Annotated in this window: 17 protein-coding genes; 8 read left to right on the top strand and 9 right to left on the bottom strand. The window is 63.5% G+C overall.

What is annotated here, in order from left to right:
* Positions 1 to 67: 67 nt before the first annotated feature.
* Positions 68 to 709, bottom strand: a complete 642-nt coding sequence (locus A6D6_RS01565) for a c-type cytochrome (protein ID WP_133489793.1) — start codon at positions 707 to 709, stop codon at positions 68 to 70.
* A 23-nt stretch (positions 710 to 732) separates the two neighbouring features.
* Positions 733 to 1,020, bottom strand: a complete 288-nt coding sequence (locus tag A6D6_RS01560; protein WP_133489792.1) for a c-type cytochrome — start codon at positions 1,018 to 1,020, stop codon at positions 733 to 735.
* Positions 1,021 to 1,235: 215 nt separating this feature from the next.
* On the opposite strand from A6D6_RS01560, the gene yihA reads away from it, so the two are divergent.
* Positions 1,236 to 1,871: a ribosome biogenesis GTP-binding protein YihA/YsxC gene (gene yihA / locus A6D6_RS01555; RefSeq protein WP_133490218.1), complete on the top strand. Its 636-nt coding sequence runs from the start codon at positions 1,236 to 1,238 to the stop codon at positions 1,869 to 1,871.
* Between the two features lie 833 nt (positions 1,872 to 2,704).
* Here yihA and A6D6_RS01550 read toward each other — a convergent pair.
* From A6D6_RS01550 to A6D6_RS01525, 6 genes are read right to left on the bottom strand one after another with little or no spacing between them, the layout of a single operon-like run.
* Positions 2,705 to 3,037 carry a Na+/H+ antiporter subunit G gene (locus A6D6_RS01550; RefSeq protein ID WP_014996601.1) on the bottom strand — a complete coding sequence of 111 codons (333 nt, stop codon included), beginning with the start codon at positions 3,035 to 3,037 and terminating at the stop codon, positions 2,705 to 2,707.
* Positions 3,038 to 3,054: 17 nt separating this feature from the next.
* Positions 3,055 to 3,324 (bottom strand): K+/H+ antiporter subunit F, encoded by a 270-nt coding sequence (locus A6D6_RS01545; RefSeq protein ID WP_133489791.1) that lies wholly within the window; start codon positions 3,322 to 3,324, stop codon positions 3,055 to 3,057.
* Positions 3,318 to 3,806, bottom strand: coding sequence for a Na+/H+ antiporter subunit E (locus tag A6D6_RS01540; RefSeq protein ID WP_133489790.1), 489 nt, complete (start codon positions 3,804 to 3,806; stop codon positions 3,318 to 3,320). Before A6D6_RS01540 ends, A6D6_RS01545 begins: the two co-directional genes overlap by 7 nt.
* Positions 3,803 to 5,293: a monovalent cation/H+ antiporter subunit D gene (locus A6D6_RS01535; protein WP_133489789.1), complete on the bottom strand. Its 1,491-nt coding sequence runs from the start codon at positions 5,291 to 5,293 to the stop codon at positions 3,803 to 3,805. The genes A6D6_RS01540 and A6D6_RS01535 overlap by 4 nt, the downstream gene beginning before the upstream one ends.
* Positions 5,293 to 5,664, bottom strand: a complete 372-nt coding sequence (locus A6D6_RS01530; RefSeq protein WP_133489788.1) for a Na+/H+ antiporter subunit C — start codon at positions 5,662 to 5,664, stop codon at positions 5,293 to 5,295. The genes A6D6_RS01535 and A6D6_RS01530 overlap by 1 nt, the downstream gene beginning before the upstream one ends.
* Positions 5,664 to 8,462, bottom strand: coding sequence for a monovalent cation/H+ antiporter subunit A (locus A6D6_RS01525; RefSeq protein ID WP_159659720.1), 2,799 nt, complete (start codon positions 8,460 to 8,462; stop codon positions 5,664 to 5,666). Before A6D6_RS01525 ends, A6D6_RS01530 begins: the two co-directional genes overlap by 1 nt.
* Before the next feature lie 390 nt (positions 8,463 to 8,852).
* Between A6D6_RS01525 and A6D6_RS01520 the strand changes: the two genes are divergently transcribed.
* The 3 genes from A6D6_RS01520 to A6D6_RS01510 are packed head-to-tail and all read left to right on the top strand — an operon-like array spanning position 8,853 to position 11,900.
* Positions 8,853 to 9,098, top strand: a complete 246-nt coding sequence (locus A6D6_RS01520; protein ID WP_133489786.1) for a hypothetical protein — start codon at positions 8,853 to 8,855, stop codon at positions 9,096 to 9,098.
* 46 nt (positions 9,099 to 9,144) lie between these two features.
* Complete coding sequence (locus tag A6D6_RS01515; protein ID WP_159659719.1) at positions 9,145 to 10,503, top strand: DUF2868 domain-containing protein; 1,359 nt, start codon at positions 9,145 to 9,147, stop codon at positions 10,501 to 10,503.
* Positions 10,500 to 11,900 carry a GTPase/DUF3482 domain-containing protein gene (locus tag A6D6_RS01510; protein ID WP_159659718.1) on the top strand — a complete coding sequence of 467 codons (1,401 nt, stop codon included), beginning with the start codon at positions 10,500 to 10,502 and terminating at the stop codon, positions 11,898 to 11,900. The genes A6D6_RS01515 and A6D6_RS01510 overlap by 4 nt, the downstream gene beginning before the upstream one ends.
* 145 nt (positions 11,901 to 12,045) lie before the next feature.
* On the opposite strand, the gene A6D6_RS01505 is transcribed toward A6D6_RS01510, so the two are convergent.
* Complete coding sequence (locus tag A6D6_RS01505; protein ID WP_133491021.1) at positions 12,046 to 12,948, bottom strand: AraC family transcriptional regulator; 903 nt, start codon at positions 12,946 to 12,948, stop codon at positions 12,046 to 12,048.
* A 189-nt stretch (positions 12,949 to 13,137) separates the two neighbouring features.
* On the opposite strand from A6D6_RS01505, the gene A6D6_RS01500 reads away from it, so the two are divergent.
* The 4 genes from A6D6_RS01500 (at position 13,138) to mmsB (ending at position 17,997) form a co-directional block, all read left to right on the top strand.
* The gene (locus A6D6_RS01500) at positions 13,138 to 14,643 is read left to right on the top strand and encodes a CoA-acylating methylmalonate-semialdehyde dehydrogenase (RefSeq protein WP_133491022.1); all 1,506 of its coding nucleotides are present in this window, start codon (positions 13,138 to 13,140) and stop codon (positions 14,641 to 14,643) included.
* Positions 14,644 to 14,721: 78 nt separating this feature from the next.
* Entirely contained in the window at positions 14,722 to 15,873 is a 1,152-nt protein-coding gene (locus A6D6_RS01495) for an acyl-CoA dehydrogenase family protein (RefSeq protein WP_133491023.1), read from the top strand.
* Between the two features lie 61 nt (positions 15,874 to 15,934).
* Positions 15,935 to 17,053, top strand: a complete 1,119-nt coding sequence (locus A6D6_RS01490; RefSeq protein WP_236563938.1) for an enoyl-CoA hydratase/isomerase family protein — start codon at positions 15,935 to 15,937, stop codon at positions 17,051 to 17,053.
* 53 nt (positions 17,054 to 17,106) lie between these two features.
* Positions 17,107 to 17,997 carry a 3-hydroxyisobutyrate dehydrogenase gene (gene mmsB / locus A6D6_RS01485; RefSeq protein WP_159659717.1) on the top strand — a complete coding sequence of 297 codons (891 nt, stop codon included), beginning with the start codon at positions 17,107 to 17,109 and terminating at the stop codon, positions 17,995 to 17,997.
* The last annotated feature ends 80 nt before the right edge of the window (positions 17,998 to 18,077 follow it).

Below are 18,077 nucleotides of genomic sequence, written 5' to 3'. Positions count from 1 at the left end.
CCGCTAAACCGCGATGAACCATAAAAAAGGCAGCCGAAGCTGCCTTTCTTCTCACGCGGGAGCGGGATCACTCTCCGGTGGACAACCCATTGAGGAAGCTGGCTACCGCTTTGATTTCCGCGTCGCTCATCTTGGCGGCCACGGTACGCATCATTTCCTGCGGGTCATTGGTGCGCTTGACCACATTGTCCCCCAGATCACCCCGGCCGGCGGCACGGAACGCCTTCAGCTGGATTTCCAGATACTGGGCGTGCTGACCGGCCAGGGACGGGAAGCCGGCGGCGTCGACACCTTCACCGGCGGGGCCGTGACAGCCGGAACAAGCCGGGATGCCATCAGCGATCACGCCACCACGATAGATCCGCTCGCCTTCTTCCACCAACTCCGGATCGGCCTGCCCCACCTTGATGGTCTGGGCGGAGAAGTACGCCGCCAGGTCGGCCATGTCCTGTTCGCTGAGGTTGGCCACCATCGGCGCCATCAGCGCGTTCTGCCGGTCGCCGGCCTTGAACGCCTGAATCTGCTCGACAAGGTATTTTTCGCCCTGTCCGGCGAGGCTGGGCCATTCACCGGAAGGGGAGTTGCCGTCAGGGCCATGACAGGCCGCGCAGGGCTGGGATTTTTCCTTGCCGGCATCAACATCACCGGCTGCCATGGCATGGGAAACCGCCGTAGCGGCTAGCAGCACGAACAGCTTAAGACACTTCATGGCCCTTCCTTTAAAGCAGCGTGTTATTTTGTCATATGCTCGATCAGAGCGCGGTATTCTTCGTCGGAGCAGTCACTGCACATGCCGCCCGGCGGCATCGCCTTGAACCCCTCTTTGACGTGCTTCACCAGCGTATCCATGCCCTTCTCCATACGCGATTCCCAGGCGGCCTGATCCCCGGTCTTGGGCGCGCCGGCGGCCCCGGTGCTATGGCAGTAAGTGCAGCTCTGATCGTAACGCTCCTGCACCGTGGCGGCGCTGGCGCCCACGGCCATGAACATCAGGGCGAACCCCGCGAGCAAACCCTTCATGCAATACCTCCCAATGGGCTGGCGTCATGCTGGCGACAGGCGCGTCTCTAAATTTGCCTTTAAAGACAAACACCTGTAGAAATCCCGCCACGCGCCACACGCGTGACGGCGCGCATTATATACTACGGGCTCGCCTCCGTCATATCCCTCGTTTATGCATGGGTATTCGCGGAGACAGGGCGATGCCCTTCATTGATGCTCGTGACCGGACCGCCATGCCATTGCATCCCGCTCAACGTCTTTTGCACCAGGCCGCTTTCCTGAAAAGCGCGCAAATCGTCGACCAGTGCCCCCCCGACGAGGGCCTGGAGGTGGCGTTCGCCGGGCGTTCCAACGCCGGCAAGTCCAGTGCCATCAACCGCCTTACCGGCCAACGCAGTCTCGCTCGCACCTCCAAAACACCGGGCCGGACCCAGTTGCTGAACTTTTTCACCCTGGACGAGCAACGCCGGCTGGTGGATCTCCCCGGCTATGGCTACGCCAAGGTGGACAAAGCCGTGCGCATGCAATGGCAGGAGCATCTGGACGACTACCTGGCGCGCCGTGAATGCCTCGCCGGCCTGGTGCTGCTGATGGACATCCGCCATCCGCTCCGGGAATTCGACCAGTTGATGCTGGAATGGTCCGCCCGCTCCGGAATGCCCCTGCTGATCCTGCTGACCAAAGCGGACAAATTAAAGTTCGGCGCCGCCAAAAGCGCCTTGATGCAGGTCACCAAGACCCTCAAGGACCATCGCGCGCCCCTGCGGGTGCAGTTGTTTTCCGCTACCTCCGGGCAGGGTTGCGAGCAGGCCTGGGACCAACTGGCCGAGTGGCTGCGAATCGAGGACGACGCCTCTTCCGGAATCTGACCGAAACTGCCCATTTGTGTCACCCGGTGCCCAATTTTGTCGGCCTCCCGACCCAGAGCATTTCCGGTCACGCCCCGGCAGTGAGCACCAACTCTTTGATTTAAAGGCATTTTTCTCGGCCCCACGAAACTGGCACAGCCCTTGCTCCTTATCTGGGTGCAATACCGGCCCGGACCGGGGCATCGAAACGGGTACCGCCAACACATCGCTGGGGGGCGATTCAGGGCGGTGCCCCCGCCAAGGTCCAGGGAAGGGTGTGACCGCCGGAGACGGGGGTCATAAAAGAAGGGGGGAAGTCCGGAACCTGGATTTCGGGCAAAAAATCGCCGGGAGCAATTTTTGACGTTGCGTCAGCAACGGCCCGGCAGGGTGACCGCCATGGAAGGCGGGTTACAAAAAAAAATCCCTGGCAGCAATTGGGGGGGAAGGGAACGACTTCGCTGCCAGGGAGGCTTGCCGCCCCAGCCTCCTGGGGAAGAGGCTGGGGTGTCCAGAAGCTACGAACCGGCGAGGGTACTGGGGGATCGGGGGTTACCAGTCCGTAGCTGTAAATTAAGACGGTTCCATCTCAACGAAAGTTCCTGCCGGTTCCATCTTTTACAAATTTCATGATGGGGATCACAGGCTGGCCCGAGGGCTCCCGCACGAAGGCCGCTGTGTCCCCTTTTTTTGCATAAATTCCGAGGCCACTACGGAGCCGCTGTGGGAAGCGCCCCGGGCGGCGCTCCGCTTGGCCGCGAATGTCTCTGAGCCGTTGCCCATTCGCTTGCAAGCAAGCTTCCCACAGCGGCTCCGTAGCAATACCGTGGCGATGAACAACGGCCTCTAGGCCGCTACTGCTTCCAGGGCTTGCCGCGGGTGTCCTCGCGGTACTTGAGCTCCCGGTGCATGGCCGCCTTGGCCAGCATGTGCGCCGACACCGGTGCCGAAATAAACAGAAACAGAGTAATCAGAATCTCATGGAGGTGCAGGGTGTGTTCACTCCAGGAGAAGTACACCAGGGACGCCATGATGGTGCCACCCACGCCCAGCGTGGTGGCCTTGGTCGGACCATGCAGACGCAGGAAGAAATCCGGCAACCGCACCAGTCCCAGGGAACCGATCAGCGCGAACACCCCGCCAATCAGCAGGAAGATCGCGGTGATGTATTCGATCACGATATCCATTCAAGCTCCTTCGCGGCTTATTCGATGATGTCGCCACGGGTCATGTACTTGGCCACGGCCACGGTGCTGACAAACCCGATCAGGGCAATCAGCATGGCCGCCTCGAAATACAGCTTGCTGCCACTGGACAAACCATAGAGCACGATCAGCGCGATGCTGTTCACGTACATGGTGTCCAGCGCCAGCACCCGATCCGGCAGGCTCGGCCCCCGCAGCAGACGGTAGAGATTCAACAGCTGGGCCACCACGAACAGTCCGAACGCGATGGCGATGACCGTTTCTAACATTCGAAGATCTCCTTGAGACGCCGCTCGTAGCGCTGTTTGATCTGGCTCACCAGTACCGCCTCGTCTTCAACATGCAGGGCGTGCACCAGCATACGGCTGGCATCGGCGCTGATGTCCGCGCTGACCGTGCCCGGCGTCAACGACACCGTACTGGTGAGCAGGGTGATGGCGAAGTCGTCCTTGATGTCCAGCGGCACCTCGACGAACGCCGGGCGCAAATTCTTCGGCGACCCCAGAATGCGCCGGGCCACCGACAGATTGGCGACGACGATGTCCCAGTGCACCATCAACACGAACAGCACCAGTTTGTGAAAATTGCGCAGCCTCGGCACATTGGGCCAGAACGGCAGGGTACCCAGCGGCAGCACCGTCGCCAGCACCATGCCAAGCACCAGGTGGCCGGCACTGAAGCCGCTGAGCAGCAGCCACATCAGCAGCAGAAACACACTCAGAGTCGGGAACGGGTAAAGTTTGCGGATCATTGTGCACCTCCCGGATAGCCCAGGACCGCGTGGATATACAGATCCGGCTGCGCCCACTGGGCCGCGACCGATTCCGTGACCGCCGACAACGGCCCACCCAGCAGCACCATCGCCGGTGCCATGGCCAGTAAAACGATCACCGCGGCCAACCGCCCCTTGTTCAGCACCACATTCGCCGTCGGCTCTCCGGCGCGCCAGAACAAAGTGGAGCCGGCGCGGCTGAGGCCGACCACCGCCAGCAGGCCACCCGCCAACAGCAGCAGCCAGTACAAGGGCGCGGGCACCGCCTGCAACAGCATCACTTTGCCGAGAAAACCGGACAACGGCGGTAACCCCGCCACCGCCACGGCACCGATGAAGAACAGCGCCCCCAGCAGGCCCGCCGCCGGCGGACGCGGCCCCGCCATCAGGGCGTCGCCAACCTCTCCCCGCCCCCGCGAAACCAGATCGGCGAGCAGAAACAGGCCGGCACAGATCAAGGTGGAATGAAGCAAGTAAAACAGCGCGCCGCTGATCGCCTCTTCAGTACCCCAGGCCAGGGCCGCCACCAGCGTCCCCACCGACATTACCACCAGGTAAGCCACCAGTTCCCCCAGTCGGCGGGCGCCAAACACCCCCACCATGGCCAGTCCCAAGGTCAACAAGGACACCACCCACAGCGCCATGTCCCCCAGGCCCGCCAGGGCACCGTCACTGAACGCCAGGCCATGCACCCTCAGCAACGCATAGATGCCCACCTTGGTCATCACCGCGAACAACGCGGCGACGCCAGCGGTGGCGCTGGCGTAGGTGGCCGGCAACCAGAAGTAAAGCGGAAACAGCGCCGCCTTCAGACCGAACACCACACACAGCAGCAAACCGGCCACTTTCACCAGGGTCAATGCCGGGCCTTCCAGTTCGGCGGCCCGCGCGGCGAAATCCGCCATGTTGAGGGTACCGGTGGCACCGTAGATCAGTGACAGCGCCAGCAAGAACACCGCGGAACCGATCAGATTGAGCACCACATAGTGCAACCCGGCGCGCACCCGTGCCGGCCCGCGCCCATGCAGCGCCAATCCATAAGAAGCAATCAGCAGGACCTCGAAAAACACGAACAGATTGAACAAATCGCCGGTAAGAAAGGCCCCATTGATGCCCATCAACTGCATCTGGAACAGCGAGTGGAAGTTGGGGCCCAGGCGATCGTCGCCATGGCTGGCGTAGAGCAGTGCCGGCACCGCCAGCACCGAGGTCAGCAGCACCATCAGCGCACTCAGCTGATCCAGAACCAGCACGATGCCGAACGGCGCCGGCCAGTCCCCCAGCGAATACACCTGAATATCGCCGGTGGCGGCTTGCCGGAACAGCAGGATGCTCACCGGCACCAGCGCCAGCGTCGCGGCCAGCCCGGTAACCCGGCGCAGCCAGTGGCGTTCACGCACCTCGAGCAGCAGCATCATCGCCGCCAGGGCGGGAATCAGAATCGGAGCCATGATCCAGTTCGACATCAGCGGGACTCCTCTTGCCGTTGCTCATCCAGGTGCTCGCCGGACAGCTCATCGCGCTGGCCGTCGACGTGATCCGACCCCAATTCCCCCTGCGCGCGCAGCGCCAGCACCACCAGAAAGGCGGTCATGGCGAAGCCAATGACGATGGCGGTCAGCACCAAAGCCTGAGGCAAGGGGTCGGTGGGATCGGCGCTCTGCCCCACCACCGCCACCTGATCCAGCTTGAGCCGGCCGGAAATGAACACAAACAGATTGGCGCCATAGCTGAGCAGGGTCAGTCCCAGAATCACCGGGAAGGTTCTCGCCCGCAGCACCAGGTACACACCACTCCCCACCAGGACAGCGATGATGATCGCGACCAATGCTTCCATTAGCGAACCCCTCCCTTGTCGTCCAGCAACGACAATTTGCCCAGGTTGGCGAGAATCAGCAGGGTGGCGCCCACCACGGTCAGGAACACCCCGGTATCAAACAGCATGGCGGTGGCCACCTCGAACTCGCCCACCACCGGCCAATGCACATGCCAGAACGCGCTGGTCAGGAACGGATGGCCGAAGTACCAGGCGCCGACGCCGGTGAACCCGGCCAGCAACACGCCCAGCGCGACCACCGGGTGATAATCACCGGGGATGCGGCGATGCATCCACGCCACCCCGGACGCCACGTACTGCAGCACCAGCGCCACCGAGGTAATCAGACCGGCGATGAAACCGCCGCCGGGCAGATTGTGCCCGCGCAAAAAGATATACACCGAGATCATCAACGCCAGCGGCAGCAGCGGCCGCGAAATGGTGACCAGAATGAGCGGGTGGGCGTCCTTGGCCCAGGGCCGCCCGAGCGAGTCGGTCCGTGGTGAGTACAGTTCAAGATCCTTGAGCAGGGCATAAATGCCCATGCCAGCGATCCCCAGCACGATGATCTCGCCGAAGGTATCGAAACCGCGGAAGTCCACCAGAATGACGTTGACCACATTGGTGCCACCGCCGCCGGGCTTGGCGTTTTCCAGGAAGAACGGGCTGATCGAATCGACCCCGGAAGTCATCATCATGAAAGCGAGAATGCCGACACCGCCGCCCACCAGCACCGACAACACCACGTCCCGGCCGATACGCGGCATGGAGGATTCCCGACGGGTGCGCACCGGCAGGAAGTACATCGCCAGCATCAGCAGCAGGATGGTGACCACTTCCACCGACAACTGAGTCAGTGCCAGGTCCGGCGCGGAGAAGCGCACGAACATCAGCGACACCACCAGCCCCACCACGCTCAGGCACATGATCGCGGTCATCCGGTGGCGATGCAGCGCGGTGGTGAGAATCGCGGCGACGATCAACATGCCACCGCACAGCAACGCCACGCCATCCAGCGGCAGCATCTCGCGGCCGCCACCGGCCAGCAGCTCCCGCGTCACCGACGTCACCAGCACCAACGCCACCACCGCCAGCAACCAGGCGGTATAGCTCTGCAGGGAACCGTTGCGCAGGGTGTTGCTGACGGTGGCCGCCCACCTGGCCAGGGACTGAATGCAGGCTTCGAACACCAGTTTGGCGTCGAGACGGGGCAGGCGGTCATTCAGCGCGAACAGCCTATGCCGCTGGCTGTACACCAGCACGCCGCCCACCAGGGCCACGATGCTCATCATCAGCGGCACGTTGAAACCGTGCCAGATGGACAGATGATAGTCCGGCAAGGTGCCGCCGAGGGTGGCACGGGCGGCCACTTCCAGCAGCGCCGCCACCGTCAGCGAGGGAAGGACCCCCACCGCCAGGCACAAGGTCACCAGCACTTCCACTGGCACCTTCATGTAGCGCGGCGGCTCATGGGGCGGGTATTTGGGCAGATCGATGGGTTCGCCGTTGAAGAACACGTCATGAATGAAGCGGGCGGAATAGGCCACCGAGAACACCCCGCCGAGTACCGCGCCCAGCGGCAGAATCCAGCTCAGACTTCCCAACTGGCCGGAATCCAGGGTCTCGGCGAAGAACATCTCCTTGGACAGGAAGCCGTTCAACAACGGCACCCCGGCCATGGCCGCCGATGCCACCATCGCCAGTACCGCCGTGTACGGCATGTACTTCCACAGGCCGTTGATACGCCGCATGTCGCGCGTACCGGTCTCGTGGTCGATGATCCCCGCCGCCATGAACAGCGATGCCTTGAAGGTGGCGTGATTGATGATATGGAACACCCCCGCCACCGCCGCCAGTTGCGCATTGAGGCCGAACAGCATGGTGATCAGGCCCAGATGGCTGATGGTGGAATAGGCCAACAGCCCCTTGAGGTCATGCTGAAACAGCGCCCAGATGGCCCCCCACAGCAACGTGGCCAGACCGGCGCCGGTGACCAGGAAGAACCAAAGGTCGGTGCCGGACAGCGCCGGGTACAAACGCGCCAGCAGGAACACCCCGGCTTTCACCATGGTGGCGGAGTGCAGGTAGGCGCTGACCGGCGTCGGCGCCGACATGGCGTGAGGCAACCAGAAATGGAACGGGAATTGAGCGCTCTTGGTGAACACCCCCAACAGCACCAAACACAGAATCAGCGGGTAAAGCGCGTGGCCACGGATCAGGTCACCATTGGCCAGAACATCGTCCAGGGAGTAGGACCCCACCACCTGACCGATCAGGATGGCGCCGGCGAGCAGGGCCAGCCCTCCCATGCCGGTGACCGCCAGCGCCATGCGCGCGCCTTTACGGGCATCGGTCTGGTGATACCAGAACCCGATCAGCAGAAAGGAGCTGAGGCTGGTCAGTTCCCAGAACACCACCAACAGCAGCAGATTGTTGCTGGTCACCACCCCCATCATGGCGCCCATGAACAACAGCAAGAAAGAGTAGAAACGCCCCGCCTTCTCGTTGGCGGAAAGATAGTAACGGGCGTAAAGAATGATCAGCAGGCCGATGCCCAGCACCAACAGCGAAAACAGCAGCGCCAGGCCGTCCAGGCGAAACGCCAGATTCAGGCCGAGATCCGGCATCCAGGGTACTAACTGACGTACCGTCTCACCGGAGAACACCCGGCGGCCATGGAACCACAGCAGCCCCAGCGCCACCAAAGGCAGCAAGGCCGCCGCCCAGGCCAGCGCCGGGCGTGAAAAACGCCACCGCTCGGCCAGCGGCGGCAGCACCGCCCCAAGAAAGGGCAGCAAAACCAGAAACCCAAGATTCATAGACTATCCGTCGATTTGTCGTTTCGGGCGTGGAACACCCAAGAGTACGGGAGAACCGTCTATAACGGGAGATTAAGCGAAAACGACCGGCGGATCGGGGAAATAGGGCCGACGGCCGCGGCGGGGACAATCCACCGGGCTGTGGGTGTGAGCGGAATCAGGCAGACAGCAATTCATCGCTTCGGTCGTGACTCAGTGAGTCCGCAGTATGCCATGAAATCGTTACTTGAAAATACGGCGCCTCCAATCAGCCATTGTCGCCATCGCCATATCTCGTACTACACTATCGGTTCGGTGGCGCCCGCTGGCGACCACCGAATTACCGGCGACCGATTCATGGGCTGACGCCGGGCCCGTTTGTATGTAGCTGTTTGAAGCAAGGAGAATCACATGCACCGCATTCTGTTCGTCACGGTCGCGGCCGCCCTGTTCACCACCGGTTGCGCCAGCACCCCCTCCGCGAATCTGCCCGAAGGTGCCACCGCCTGTCCGGATCCGCGCCCCACCGTCTGCACCATGGATTACAATCCGGTGAACGGTTTCAACGCCGCGGGCGAGGACCAGGGTGAATTCGGCAACGCTTGCGGCGCCTGCGGTCAGGACGACATCAGCTACACCATTCCGGTAAGACGGTGATCCTGCTGCTCGATACATCACGGTAACCCCGGAACGGACGCCTACCTTGCCCTACTCCCCTTTGCGCCTGCTGCTGGACTTCGATGATCAATACCAGCGGGATCAGCGCCAGAGCCCGGACTTTCTTCATCGCCGGGATCGCCAACTGGCGCTGCAGGCGCGACAGCGGGACGGCGCCACGCCACTCCCCGAGGATTGGTTACGCACCCTGGGCGCCGACCGTGCCAGCGGCGGCCACGATCCCCGTCTGCGCAGCTGGCGGCGGGCCCGCGTGCTGTTCGTTCTCGGCGGCGCGGTACTCGGCGTGCTTACCATGCTCGGGCTGCTTTATTACGATGGCAGCCAGCGTATCAACGTTACCCTGCTGCTCGGCTTCGCGGCCCTGCAACTGGCGCTGGCGGTCCTGACCACGGTGCAGGCGGGAATCGGCTGGCGCCCCTGGGGGCGGCTGCTGGACCAGGCCGGCGCCACACCTTCCGCCCTGCATGATCTGCAACCGCCGCTGGCGGCCCGGGTCGCGCACAGCGGTGGGCTCGCGTTCGCGATCGCCGCACTGCTGACTCTGCTGGTGCAGGTGGTGGTGCGCGACCTGGCGTTCGGCTGGAGCACCACCTTGCAAACCTCCGCCCCGGGCTACCACGAACTCACCCACGCTCTGGCCTGGCCATGGCGGCAATGGCTGCCAGTGGCGGTACCATCGCTGGAACTGGTGGATCAATCCCGGTTCTTCCGGATCAGCGATCAGACACCCGCCGACCCGGCCCGGCTCGGCGCCTGGTGGGCGTTCCTGGCCATGGTCTGGCTGGTCTACGTGGTGCTGCCCCGATTGGTGTTTCTGGCCCTGGGCCGTGCCCAGTTGCGTTGGCGGGCAAAGCGTCTGCTGGCCCGGCACCCCGGCATGGCGGCCCTGCGTCAACGCTTTGAACAACCCTGGGTGGACACCGGCGCCAGCAATGCCACCCCGGCGCCGGCACTGGACCAGGGCAAGGCGGCCGATGGCGTGCTGCCGGAGAGCGGCACGGTGATCCACTGGGCTGGCGCCGGCCTCGCCGATGACGCGCTGTTCGGTGCGCTCGTCGGCGGGGAGCGCGCCCCATTGCGGCTGGAAGCAGGCGGCAGCGCCAGCCTGGATCATGATCGGGCGGTGCTGGAGCAGGCCGGCCAGAGGCGCGAACCGGTACTGGTCCTGACCCAGGGCTGGGAACCACCCACCGGCGAACTGGCGGATTTTCTCGATGACGCCCGCCAACAGTGGGGCGAGGACACCGTGATCGCGCTGGTTCCCCTGACCACCGATCCGGGCGGTACTTTATCCGACGCCACCCTGGCCCAATGGCGCCGGTTCGTGGACCGGCGGCAACATCCCCATTTGCGTCTGTGCCGCGTCCCGGAGGTGCCCTCATGACCACCGCACCCCGCTTCGCCGTGGTCGGCCACCCCAACAAGGGCAAGTCGAGCATCGTCGCCACGCTTTCACAGAACGACGCCGTCGCCATCGCCCTGGAGCCGGGCACCACCCGTGACAGCGAGCGCTACCCGCTGAGCGTGGACGGCCACCTGCTCTACGAACTGATCGATACCCCCGGGTTCCAACGCCCCCGCCGGGTGCTGGCCTGGTTACAGGCGCACAGCCACTCCGCCTCGGACCGGCCCGACACGGTACGCGCCTTCGTCAATCAGCACCGCGACGATCCGCGCTTTCACGACGAGTGCGAACTGCTGACACCGATTCTCGACGGCGCCGGCATCATCTATGTGGTGGACGGTTCAGTGCCCTATCATCAGGAGCACGAGGCGGAGATGGAAATTCTGCGCTGGACCGGCCAGCCCAGTCTGGCGTTGATCAACCGCATCGGCGATGACGACCACGGCGAGCAATGGCGTACCGCCCTGGGGCAGTACTTCCGCATCGTCCGCGACTTCAACGCGGTCACCGCGCCGTTCGAAACCCACCTGCGTCTGCTGCGCAGTTTCGGACAGCTGGCACCGCAGTGGGAAACCGCTCTGGACCAGGCCGTCGAACATCTTCGGGAGCAACGCCGGCACCGCCGGAAGCGGGCCTGGGCGCTGATCGCCGATGCCCTCGGCGATATGCTCGGCCATGCCGAAAGCGCCCGCCTCGGCGAAGACGCCAGCCGCTCCGTCCTGGAGGTCCGGTTACGGCAAAGCTGGCAGGACTGGCAACGCAAACGGGAGCTGCGGCTGCGGCGTGAGGTGGAACAGCTTTATCAGCACCACCATCTGCAACGGCAGGAACAGCACCTGGAATGGGAGCCCGGGCATGACCTGTTCAGCGAACGGGAGCGCCGGGCCTGGGGCGTCAGCCGGGCCTATCTGGCCACCGCCGGGTTCGGCGCCGGCGCTCTGGGTGGTGCCGGCGTGGACGCCCTCACCGCCGGCCACACGCTGGGTGCCGGCGCGTTGATCGGCGGCGTGCTCGGTGCCGCCGGCAGTCTCTACTATTCCAGCAAACTGGACCGTCTGAATTTGGGTCCGCTGTCCTCCGGCGGCCGCGAGGCGCGCTTCGGACCACTGCGTGACCCGCAGTTCGGCTACGTGGTGCTCGGCCGCGCCCTGCAACACTGGTACCTGATCACCGATCGCAATCACGCCGGCCGCGACCCGCTGGCCCTGGACAACGCCGACAGTCACTGGCTCGATACCCTGCCCCGCGGCCAACGCCACGCACTACAGAAAGCCTTGCAGCAAAGCACTCGCCATCAGGACGAGAAACGCCGGCAGGCGCTGCGCGAGGCGGTGGCTCAGGCAGGAGAAGCGTTTCTGCAGTGGCGGCGTAAGTGACATGGCGGTCCGTGGCCCATTAGTACTCCACAATTGTGAAACAGCCCGCTGGCAGGCTGATTCGCTGGCAAGCCAGCTTCCCTCAGCGGCTTCGTAGACCCGTCCGTGGGAAGCTGGCTTGCCAGCGAATAGCTCACGCCCCCGGTCACCGTTCCGATCTCTCTCGCCGGTAATCCCTCGGCGCCACCCCCATGACTTTCTTGAACTGGCGCGAGAAATAATAGGGGTCGTCGTAGCCGAGATCGGCGGCCACCTGGGTGATACTGAGATCGGTGATGTCGAGCAGATAGCAGGCACGGGTGATCTTCAAATGCTGGAACGCTTGCATCGGCGTCTGCCCGGTCTGTCGTTTGTATTCGCGGATAAAATGATAAAGCGACAGTTCGCTGGTGGCACTGACCAGTTGTTCCAGCTCGATGCGTTGGTGCAGATGGGCCTGCAACCAGGCCTGGATCCGCGGCAAATCCAACGCCACGTTGCGGGCCTGACGCTGCCGTCGCATCAATGCCATGAACGAGAGCAGGCTCTTGAGCAGATTGGCGGCGTAAATCAAGTGATGGGGACGGAAGCGCGTCACGGTGGTCAACAGCAGCTCCAAATCCTCGGTGAGCCGCGAGTGCTGCCCGACGGTGGCGGTGAAGCCGTCCGGGGCGCTGAGGATTTCGTTGAAATAGGTATCCACCTCGGCACCGCCCAGGTGCACCCAATAGATGGTCCAGGGGTCCTGAGGGTTGGCCCGGTAACGGTGACGCTGGCCTTCCCGCAGCAACAGTACGTCCCCGGCCCGCACCGGCTTGCGCCGCCCTTCCAGCTCCGCCACGCCGGATCCCGACAGGCAATAAATCACCAGATGATCCCGAGGCTCGGCACGGCCCATATGGTGGCCTGCGGCGGCGGGATAGAACCCGACGCCATGGGGCATGCAATCCCGGCACAGCGGATGTTCCGCCAGCTCCGCCACCAGCGTATGGGGGATCACCACCCGCCGACCGGTCTTCGGCAATGGCCAGCGGGAGGTTTCCACCGGCGGGGTAAGAATGTCGCTCATAAGCGCAATTTTATCCAGGTATAGTCAATTGCCGCTATCTTACCGTCCCCCGCCCTGTGATACACAATAGCCATACTGTTGGAAACGCCACCCCGTGCAGCAGCATGATGGTGCCACCTCGCTCCGAAGGAGCGGCCGGGCTCGGCGCGCGTGGCCCGTTATACCCCTAATAATTATTTGGAGAGCGTTATGTCCACCCGACTGCCTCAACTGATCAACGGTGAGTTCGCGCAAAGTGCCACCGACACCTGGATTCCCGTCACCAATCCGGCCACTCAGGAAGTATTGTGCGAGGCCCCGGCGGCCACCGGCGAGGAAATGGAGCAAGCGATCGCCGCCGCCAAGGCCGCGTTCGAGGAATGGCGTGAAGTGCCGGTGACCGAACGGGCCCGGCTGATGATGCGGTATCAGGCCCTGTTGAAAGAACGCCATGACGACATCGCCAAGGTGCTGGCGAAGGAAACCGGCAAAACCTTCGAGGACGCCAAGGGCGACGTCTGGCGCGGCATCGAAGTGGTCGAGCAGGCCGCCAACATCCCGTCGCTGATGATGGGCGAAACGGTGGAGAACGTGGCCCGCAGCATCGACACCCATTCCTGGATCCAGCCGCTGGGTGTTTGCGCCGGTATCACCCCGTTCAACTTCCCGGCAATGATCCCGCTGTGGATGTTCCCGATGGCCATCGCCTGCGGCAATACCTTCGTGCTCAAACCTTCCGAGCAGGACCCGATGACCCCCAATCTGCTGGCGGAACTGTTCCTGGAAGCCGGCGCGCCGAAGAACGTGTTGCAGGTGGTGCACGGCGGCAAACAGCAAGTGGATACCCTGCTCACCCATCCGGAGATCAAGGCGGTGTCCTTCGTCGGTTCGGTGCCGGTGGGTCAGCATGTCTATCGCACCGCCACCGAGCATCTGAAACGCGCCCAGTGTTTCGCTGGTGCCAAGAATCACATGGTGATCATGCCGGACGCGCAGAAGAGCCAGGTGGTCGGCAATCTGGTGGGCTCCTCCTGCGGCGCCGCCGGCCAGCGTTGCATGGCGATCAGCGTGGCGGTGTTCGTCGGTGATTCCAAACAGTGGATCGACGACATCAAGGACGAGTTCGCCAAGGTGCGCCCCGGTGCCTGGGACGACGCCGGCGCCGCCTACGGCCCGCAGATCAGCCCGAAAGCCAGGGAGCGCATCCTTACCCTGATCAAACAGGGCAAGGAAGAAGGCGCCACCTGCCTGCTGGACGGTTCCGACTGCACCGTGGACGGCCTGCCGGATGGCAACTGGGTCGGCCCCACGCTGTTCACCGACGTGAAGCCGGAAATGAGCATCTACAACGAAGAAATTTTTGGCCCGGTACTGTGCTGCGTGTGCGTGGACACGTTGGAAGAAGCCATCGAGCTGGTCAACAACAGCCCCTACGGCAACGGCACCTCCATCTTCACCGCCAGCGGCGCCGCCGCCCGTAAATACCAGCATGAAGTGGAAGTCGGTCAGGTCGGCATCAACATTCCGATACCGGTGCCGCTGCCGTTCTTCAGCTTCACCGGCTGGAAGGGGTCCTTCTACGGTGATCAGCACGCTTACGGCAAGCAGGCGGTGCGGTTCTACACCGAGACCAAGACCGTCACCAGCCGCTGGTTCGAGGACGACATCGCCGACGCCACCCACAGTGGCCCGAACATGACCATCCATCTGAAATAACCTCGCCGGCCGGCCCGCTCCCTCACCCGTACCGGCATGAGAGAGCGGGCCCGCCCGCCAACAGCGGAGACCGATACCGTGGATTTCTCCCTCAACCAAGAACAACAGGCGTTCCGCGATACCGCCCGTCAGTTCGCCGAAAAAGAACTGGCGCCCTTCGCCGCCGAATGGGATGAACACAGTACCTTTCCCAAGGACACCATCAAACGGGCCGGAGAACTCGGCTTCTGCGCGCTGTACTGCGACCCCGATCATGGCGGCATGGGATTGAGCCGGCTTGATGCCGCCTTGATCTTCGAGCAAATGGCCGCCGGCTGCACCTCCACCACCGCCTTCATCACCATCCACAACATGGCCACCTGGATGCTGTCGAACTTCGGTTCCGATGCGTTGCGGGCACAATGGGCGGACGGTCTGATGAGCGGGGAGCAGCTGGCGTCCTACTGCCTCACCGAACCCAACGCCGGTTCCGACGCCGCATCCCTGAGCACCAGCGCCAAAAAAGATGGCGATGACTATGTGCTCAATGGCGCCAAGGCGTTTATTTCCGGCGCCGGCGACACCGATGTACTGGTATTGATGGCACGCACCGGCGGCAGCGGCGCCGGCGGCGTCACCTGCTTCGCCATCCCGGCGGACACCCCCGGCGTCAGCTATGGCCGCAACGAAGACAAGATGGGCTGGAAAAGCCAGCCCACCCGGGCGGTGATCCTGGAAGACGCGCGCATTCCCGAGCGCTACCGCGTCGGTGAAGAAGGCCAGGGTTTCAAGATCGCCATGGCCGGCCTTGATGGCGGCCGCATCAACATCGCCAGCTGCTCCCTGGGCGCCGCCACCGCGGCGCTCAATCAGGCGCAAGGCTACGTACAGGAACGCAAACAGTTCGGCCAGGCCCTGAGCCAGTTCCAGAACACCCAGTTCACCCTCGCCGACATGGCCACCCATCTGGTGGCGGCACAGCAGATGGTGCGGCTGGCGGCATGGAAGCTGGACCAGGGCGACGCCGACAAGTCCATGTACTGCGCCATGGCCAAGCGGCTCGCCACCGATCTGTGTTTCGACGTCTGCAACCAGGCGCTGCAGCTGCATGGCGGCTACGGCTACATCAAGGAATACCCGCTGGAACGTTACGTGCGTGACGCCCGCGTGCATCAGATTCTGGAGGGCACCAACGAAATCATGCGGGTGATTATTGCCCGCCGCGTGCTGGGCGACCTGGCGTTCCTGTGAACGACCGGGATAATGCCGCGCGACGCAATCAATTGATGGAGTCCTGTTGATGGAGAGCACTGTGAGTGACAGCAAGGCCCTGGTGACATTCGAGATTCTGGAAGGCGATCACGGCCGGATCGGTCGTGCCACTCTGAACGCACCCAAAAGCCTCAACTCCCTGTCCCTGGAAATGATCGATCTGCTGGAGGAGCAACTTGCCGCCTGGCAGACCGACAACACGATCCAGGCGGTCTGGCTGGACGCCAACGGCGATAAGGCGTTCTGCGCCGGCGGCGATATCGTGCGCCTGTACCAAAGCATGGTGGATACATCGCAGGGAGAACGGAACCGGTACGCGGAAGCCTTCTTCGGCCGCGAATACCGGCTGGACCATCGCCTGCACACTTTTGGCAAACCGCTGATCTGCTGGGGCAACGGCATCATCATGGGCGGCGGCCTCGGTCTGCTGGCCGGGGCCTCGCACAAGGTGCTGACCGAAACCGCGCGCATCGCCATGCCGGAAATCACCATCGGCCTGTTTCCGGATGTGGGCGGCAGCTACTTCCTCAGCCGCATGCCCGGCAAGGTCGGCCTGTTCCTGGGACTGACCGGCGCCAACATCAACGTCAGTGACGGGCTCGCCATCGGTCTGGGTGACGTGGCTATCGCCCATGAGCGCAAGACCGCGGTGATGACCGCGCTCAACGAACTGAACTGGAACGATGACGCGCGACATCACGACGGCCAGGTCAGCGCGCTGCTGGCCGGATTCAGCCTGACCGCCGGGGACCTGCCGGAAAGCCCGGTCAGCCAGCACCGTGGGGAGATCGATCGGCTTTGCGATAGCGACGATCCGAGCTATGTGGTCGAGGCCATCACCGGTCTCGACAGTGAAGACCGCTGGCTGAGCAAAGCCGCCGCGACGCTCGCCAAAGGCTGCCCGCAAACCGCCGCTCTGGTATGGGAAAACTGGCACCGGGGCGCCGACATGACGCTGGCTGATGTGTTCCGTATGGAATGGCGGGTGGCGGTGCAGTGCACGTTGCACGGTGATTTTCAGGAAGGCGTGCGCGCGCTGTTGATCGACAAGGACGGACAACCCCATTTCAAACACCGCTCGGTTGCCGAGATCACCCCGGCCTACCTGGCGGAATTTTATCAACTTCCCGGCGTACCCGATCCGTTAGCGGACTTGTAAAAGAGACCTGCGAAACGGGCACCGCGCCGGCTTCAGCAGCTGGAGGAATAATTATGAGAATCGCGTTTTTTGGTGTCGGACACATGGGCGGGCCGATGGCCGCCAATCTGGTCAAGGCCGGTCATGAGGTGTCCGCCTTTGATCTGGTGCCCGCCCTGCTGCAAGAGGCGGTGAACGCCGGCGCCAGCGCCGCTGACTCACCTGCACGGGCAGTGGAAAACGCCGAGGTGGTGATCAGCATGCTGCCCTCCGGTGCCGCGGCCAAGGGGCTCTATCTGGGAGACAACGGCATTCTCGACGCCATCGGCCAGGACAGTCTGATCATCGACTGCTCCACCATCGATGCCGCCACCGCCCGCGAGCTGGCCGCCGCCGCCGCCGACAGCGGCCGGGTGATGATCGACGCCCCGGTATCCGGCGGCGTCGGCGGCGCCAAGGCCGGCACCCTGACGTTCATCTGCGGCGGCCCCGAAGATGCGGTGGAGCGCGCCCGCGCGGTGCTCGAGTGCATGGGCAGCAAGATCTTTCGCGCCGGCGACAACGGCGCCGGGCAAGTGGCGAAAATCTGCAACAACATGCTACTGGCGATCCACATGATCGGCACCGCGGAGGCCCTGCAGCTGGGCGTCGATCACGGCCTCGATCCCAAGGTCCTGTCGGACATCATGTTCGCCAGCTCCGGCCGCAACTGGTCGTTGGAAGTCTACAATCCGTGGCCCGGAGTCATGGAGGGCGTGCCTTCCAGCAACAACTATCAGGGCGGTTTCGGCGTCAACCTGATGAACAAGGACCTGGGCCTGGCGCTGGAAGCCGCGCTGGCGAGCAAGTCCGCCACGCCCATGGGCGCTTTGGCGAAAAGCCTTTACGGTCTGCACGCCAGCGCCGGGAACGGCGGCCTGGATTTCTCCAGTATCCAGCGGTTCTTCAAGCATCGGGACGAATAAACGGAGCACCTAGACGCGGTTACAGCGTGCCATTCGCCAGCAGGCTGGTTCCCACAGATCATGCCACGAAGCCGCTGTGG

Origin of the sequence: Alcanivorax xiamenensis, from assembly GCF_009846745.1 — a bacterium.
In the GTDB taxonomy this organism is placed as follows: Bacteria; Pseudomonadota; Gammaproteobacteria; order Pseudomonadales; family Alcanivoracaceae; genus Alloalcanivorax; species Alloalcanivorax xiamenensis.
The sequence above is the reverse complement of the archived record's forward strand: the minus strand, read 5'-3'. Positions and strand labels throughout refer to the sequence as shown.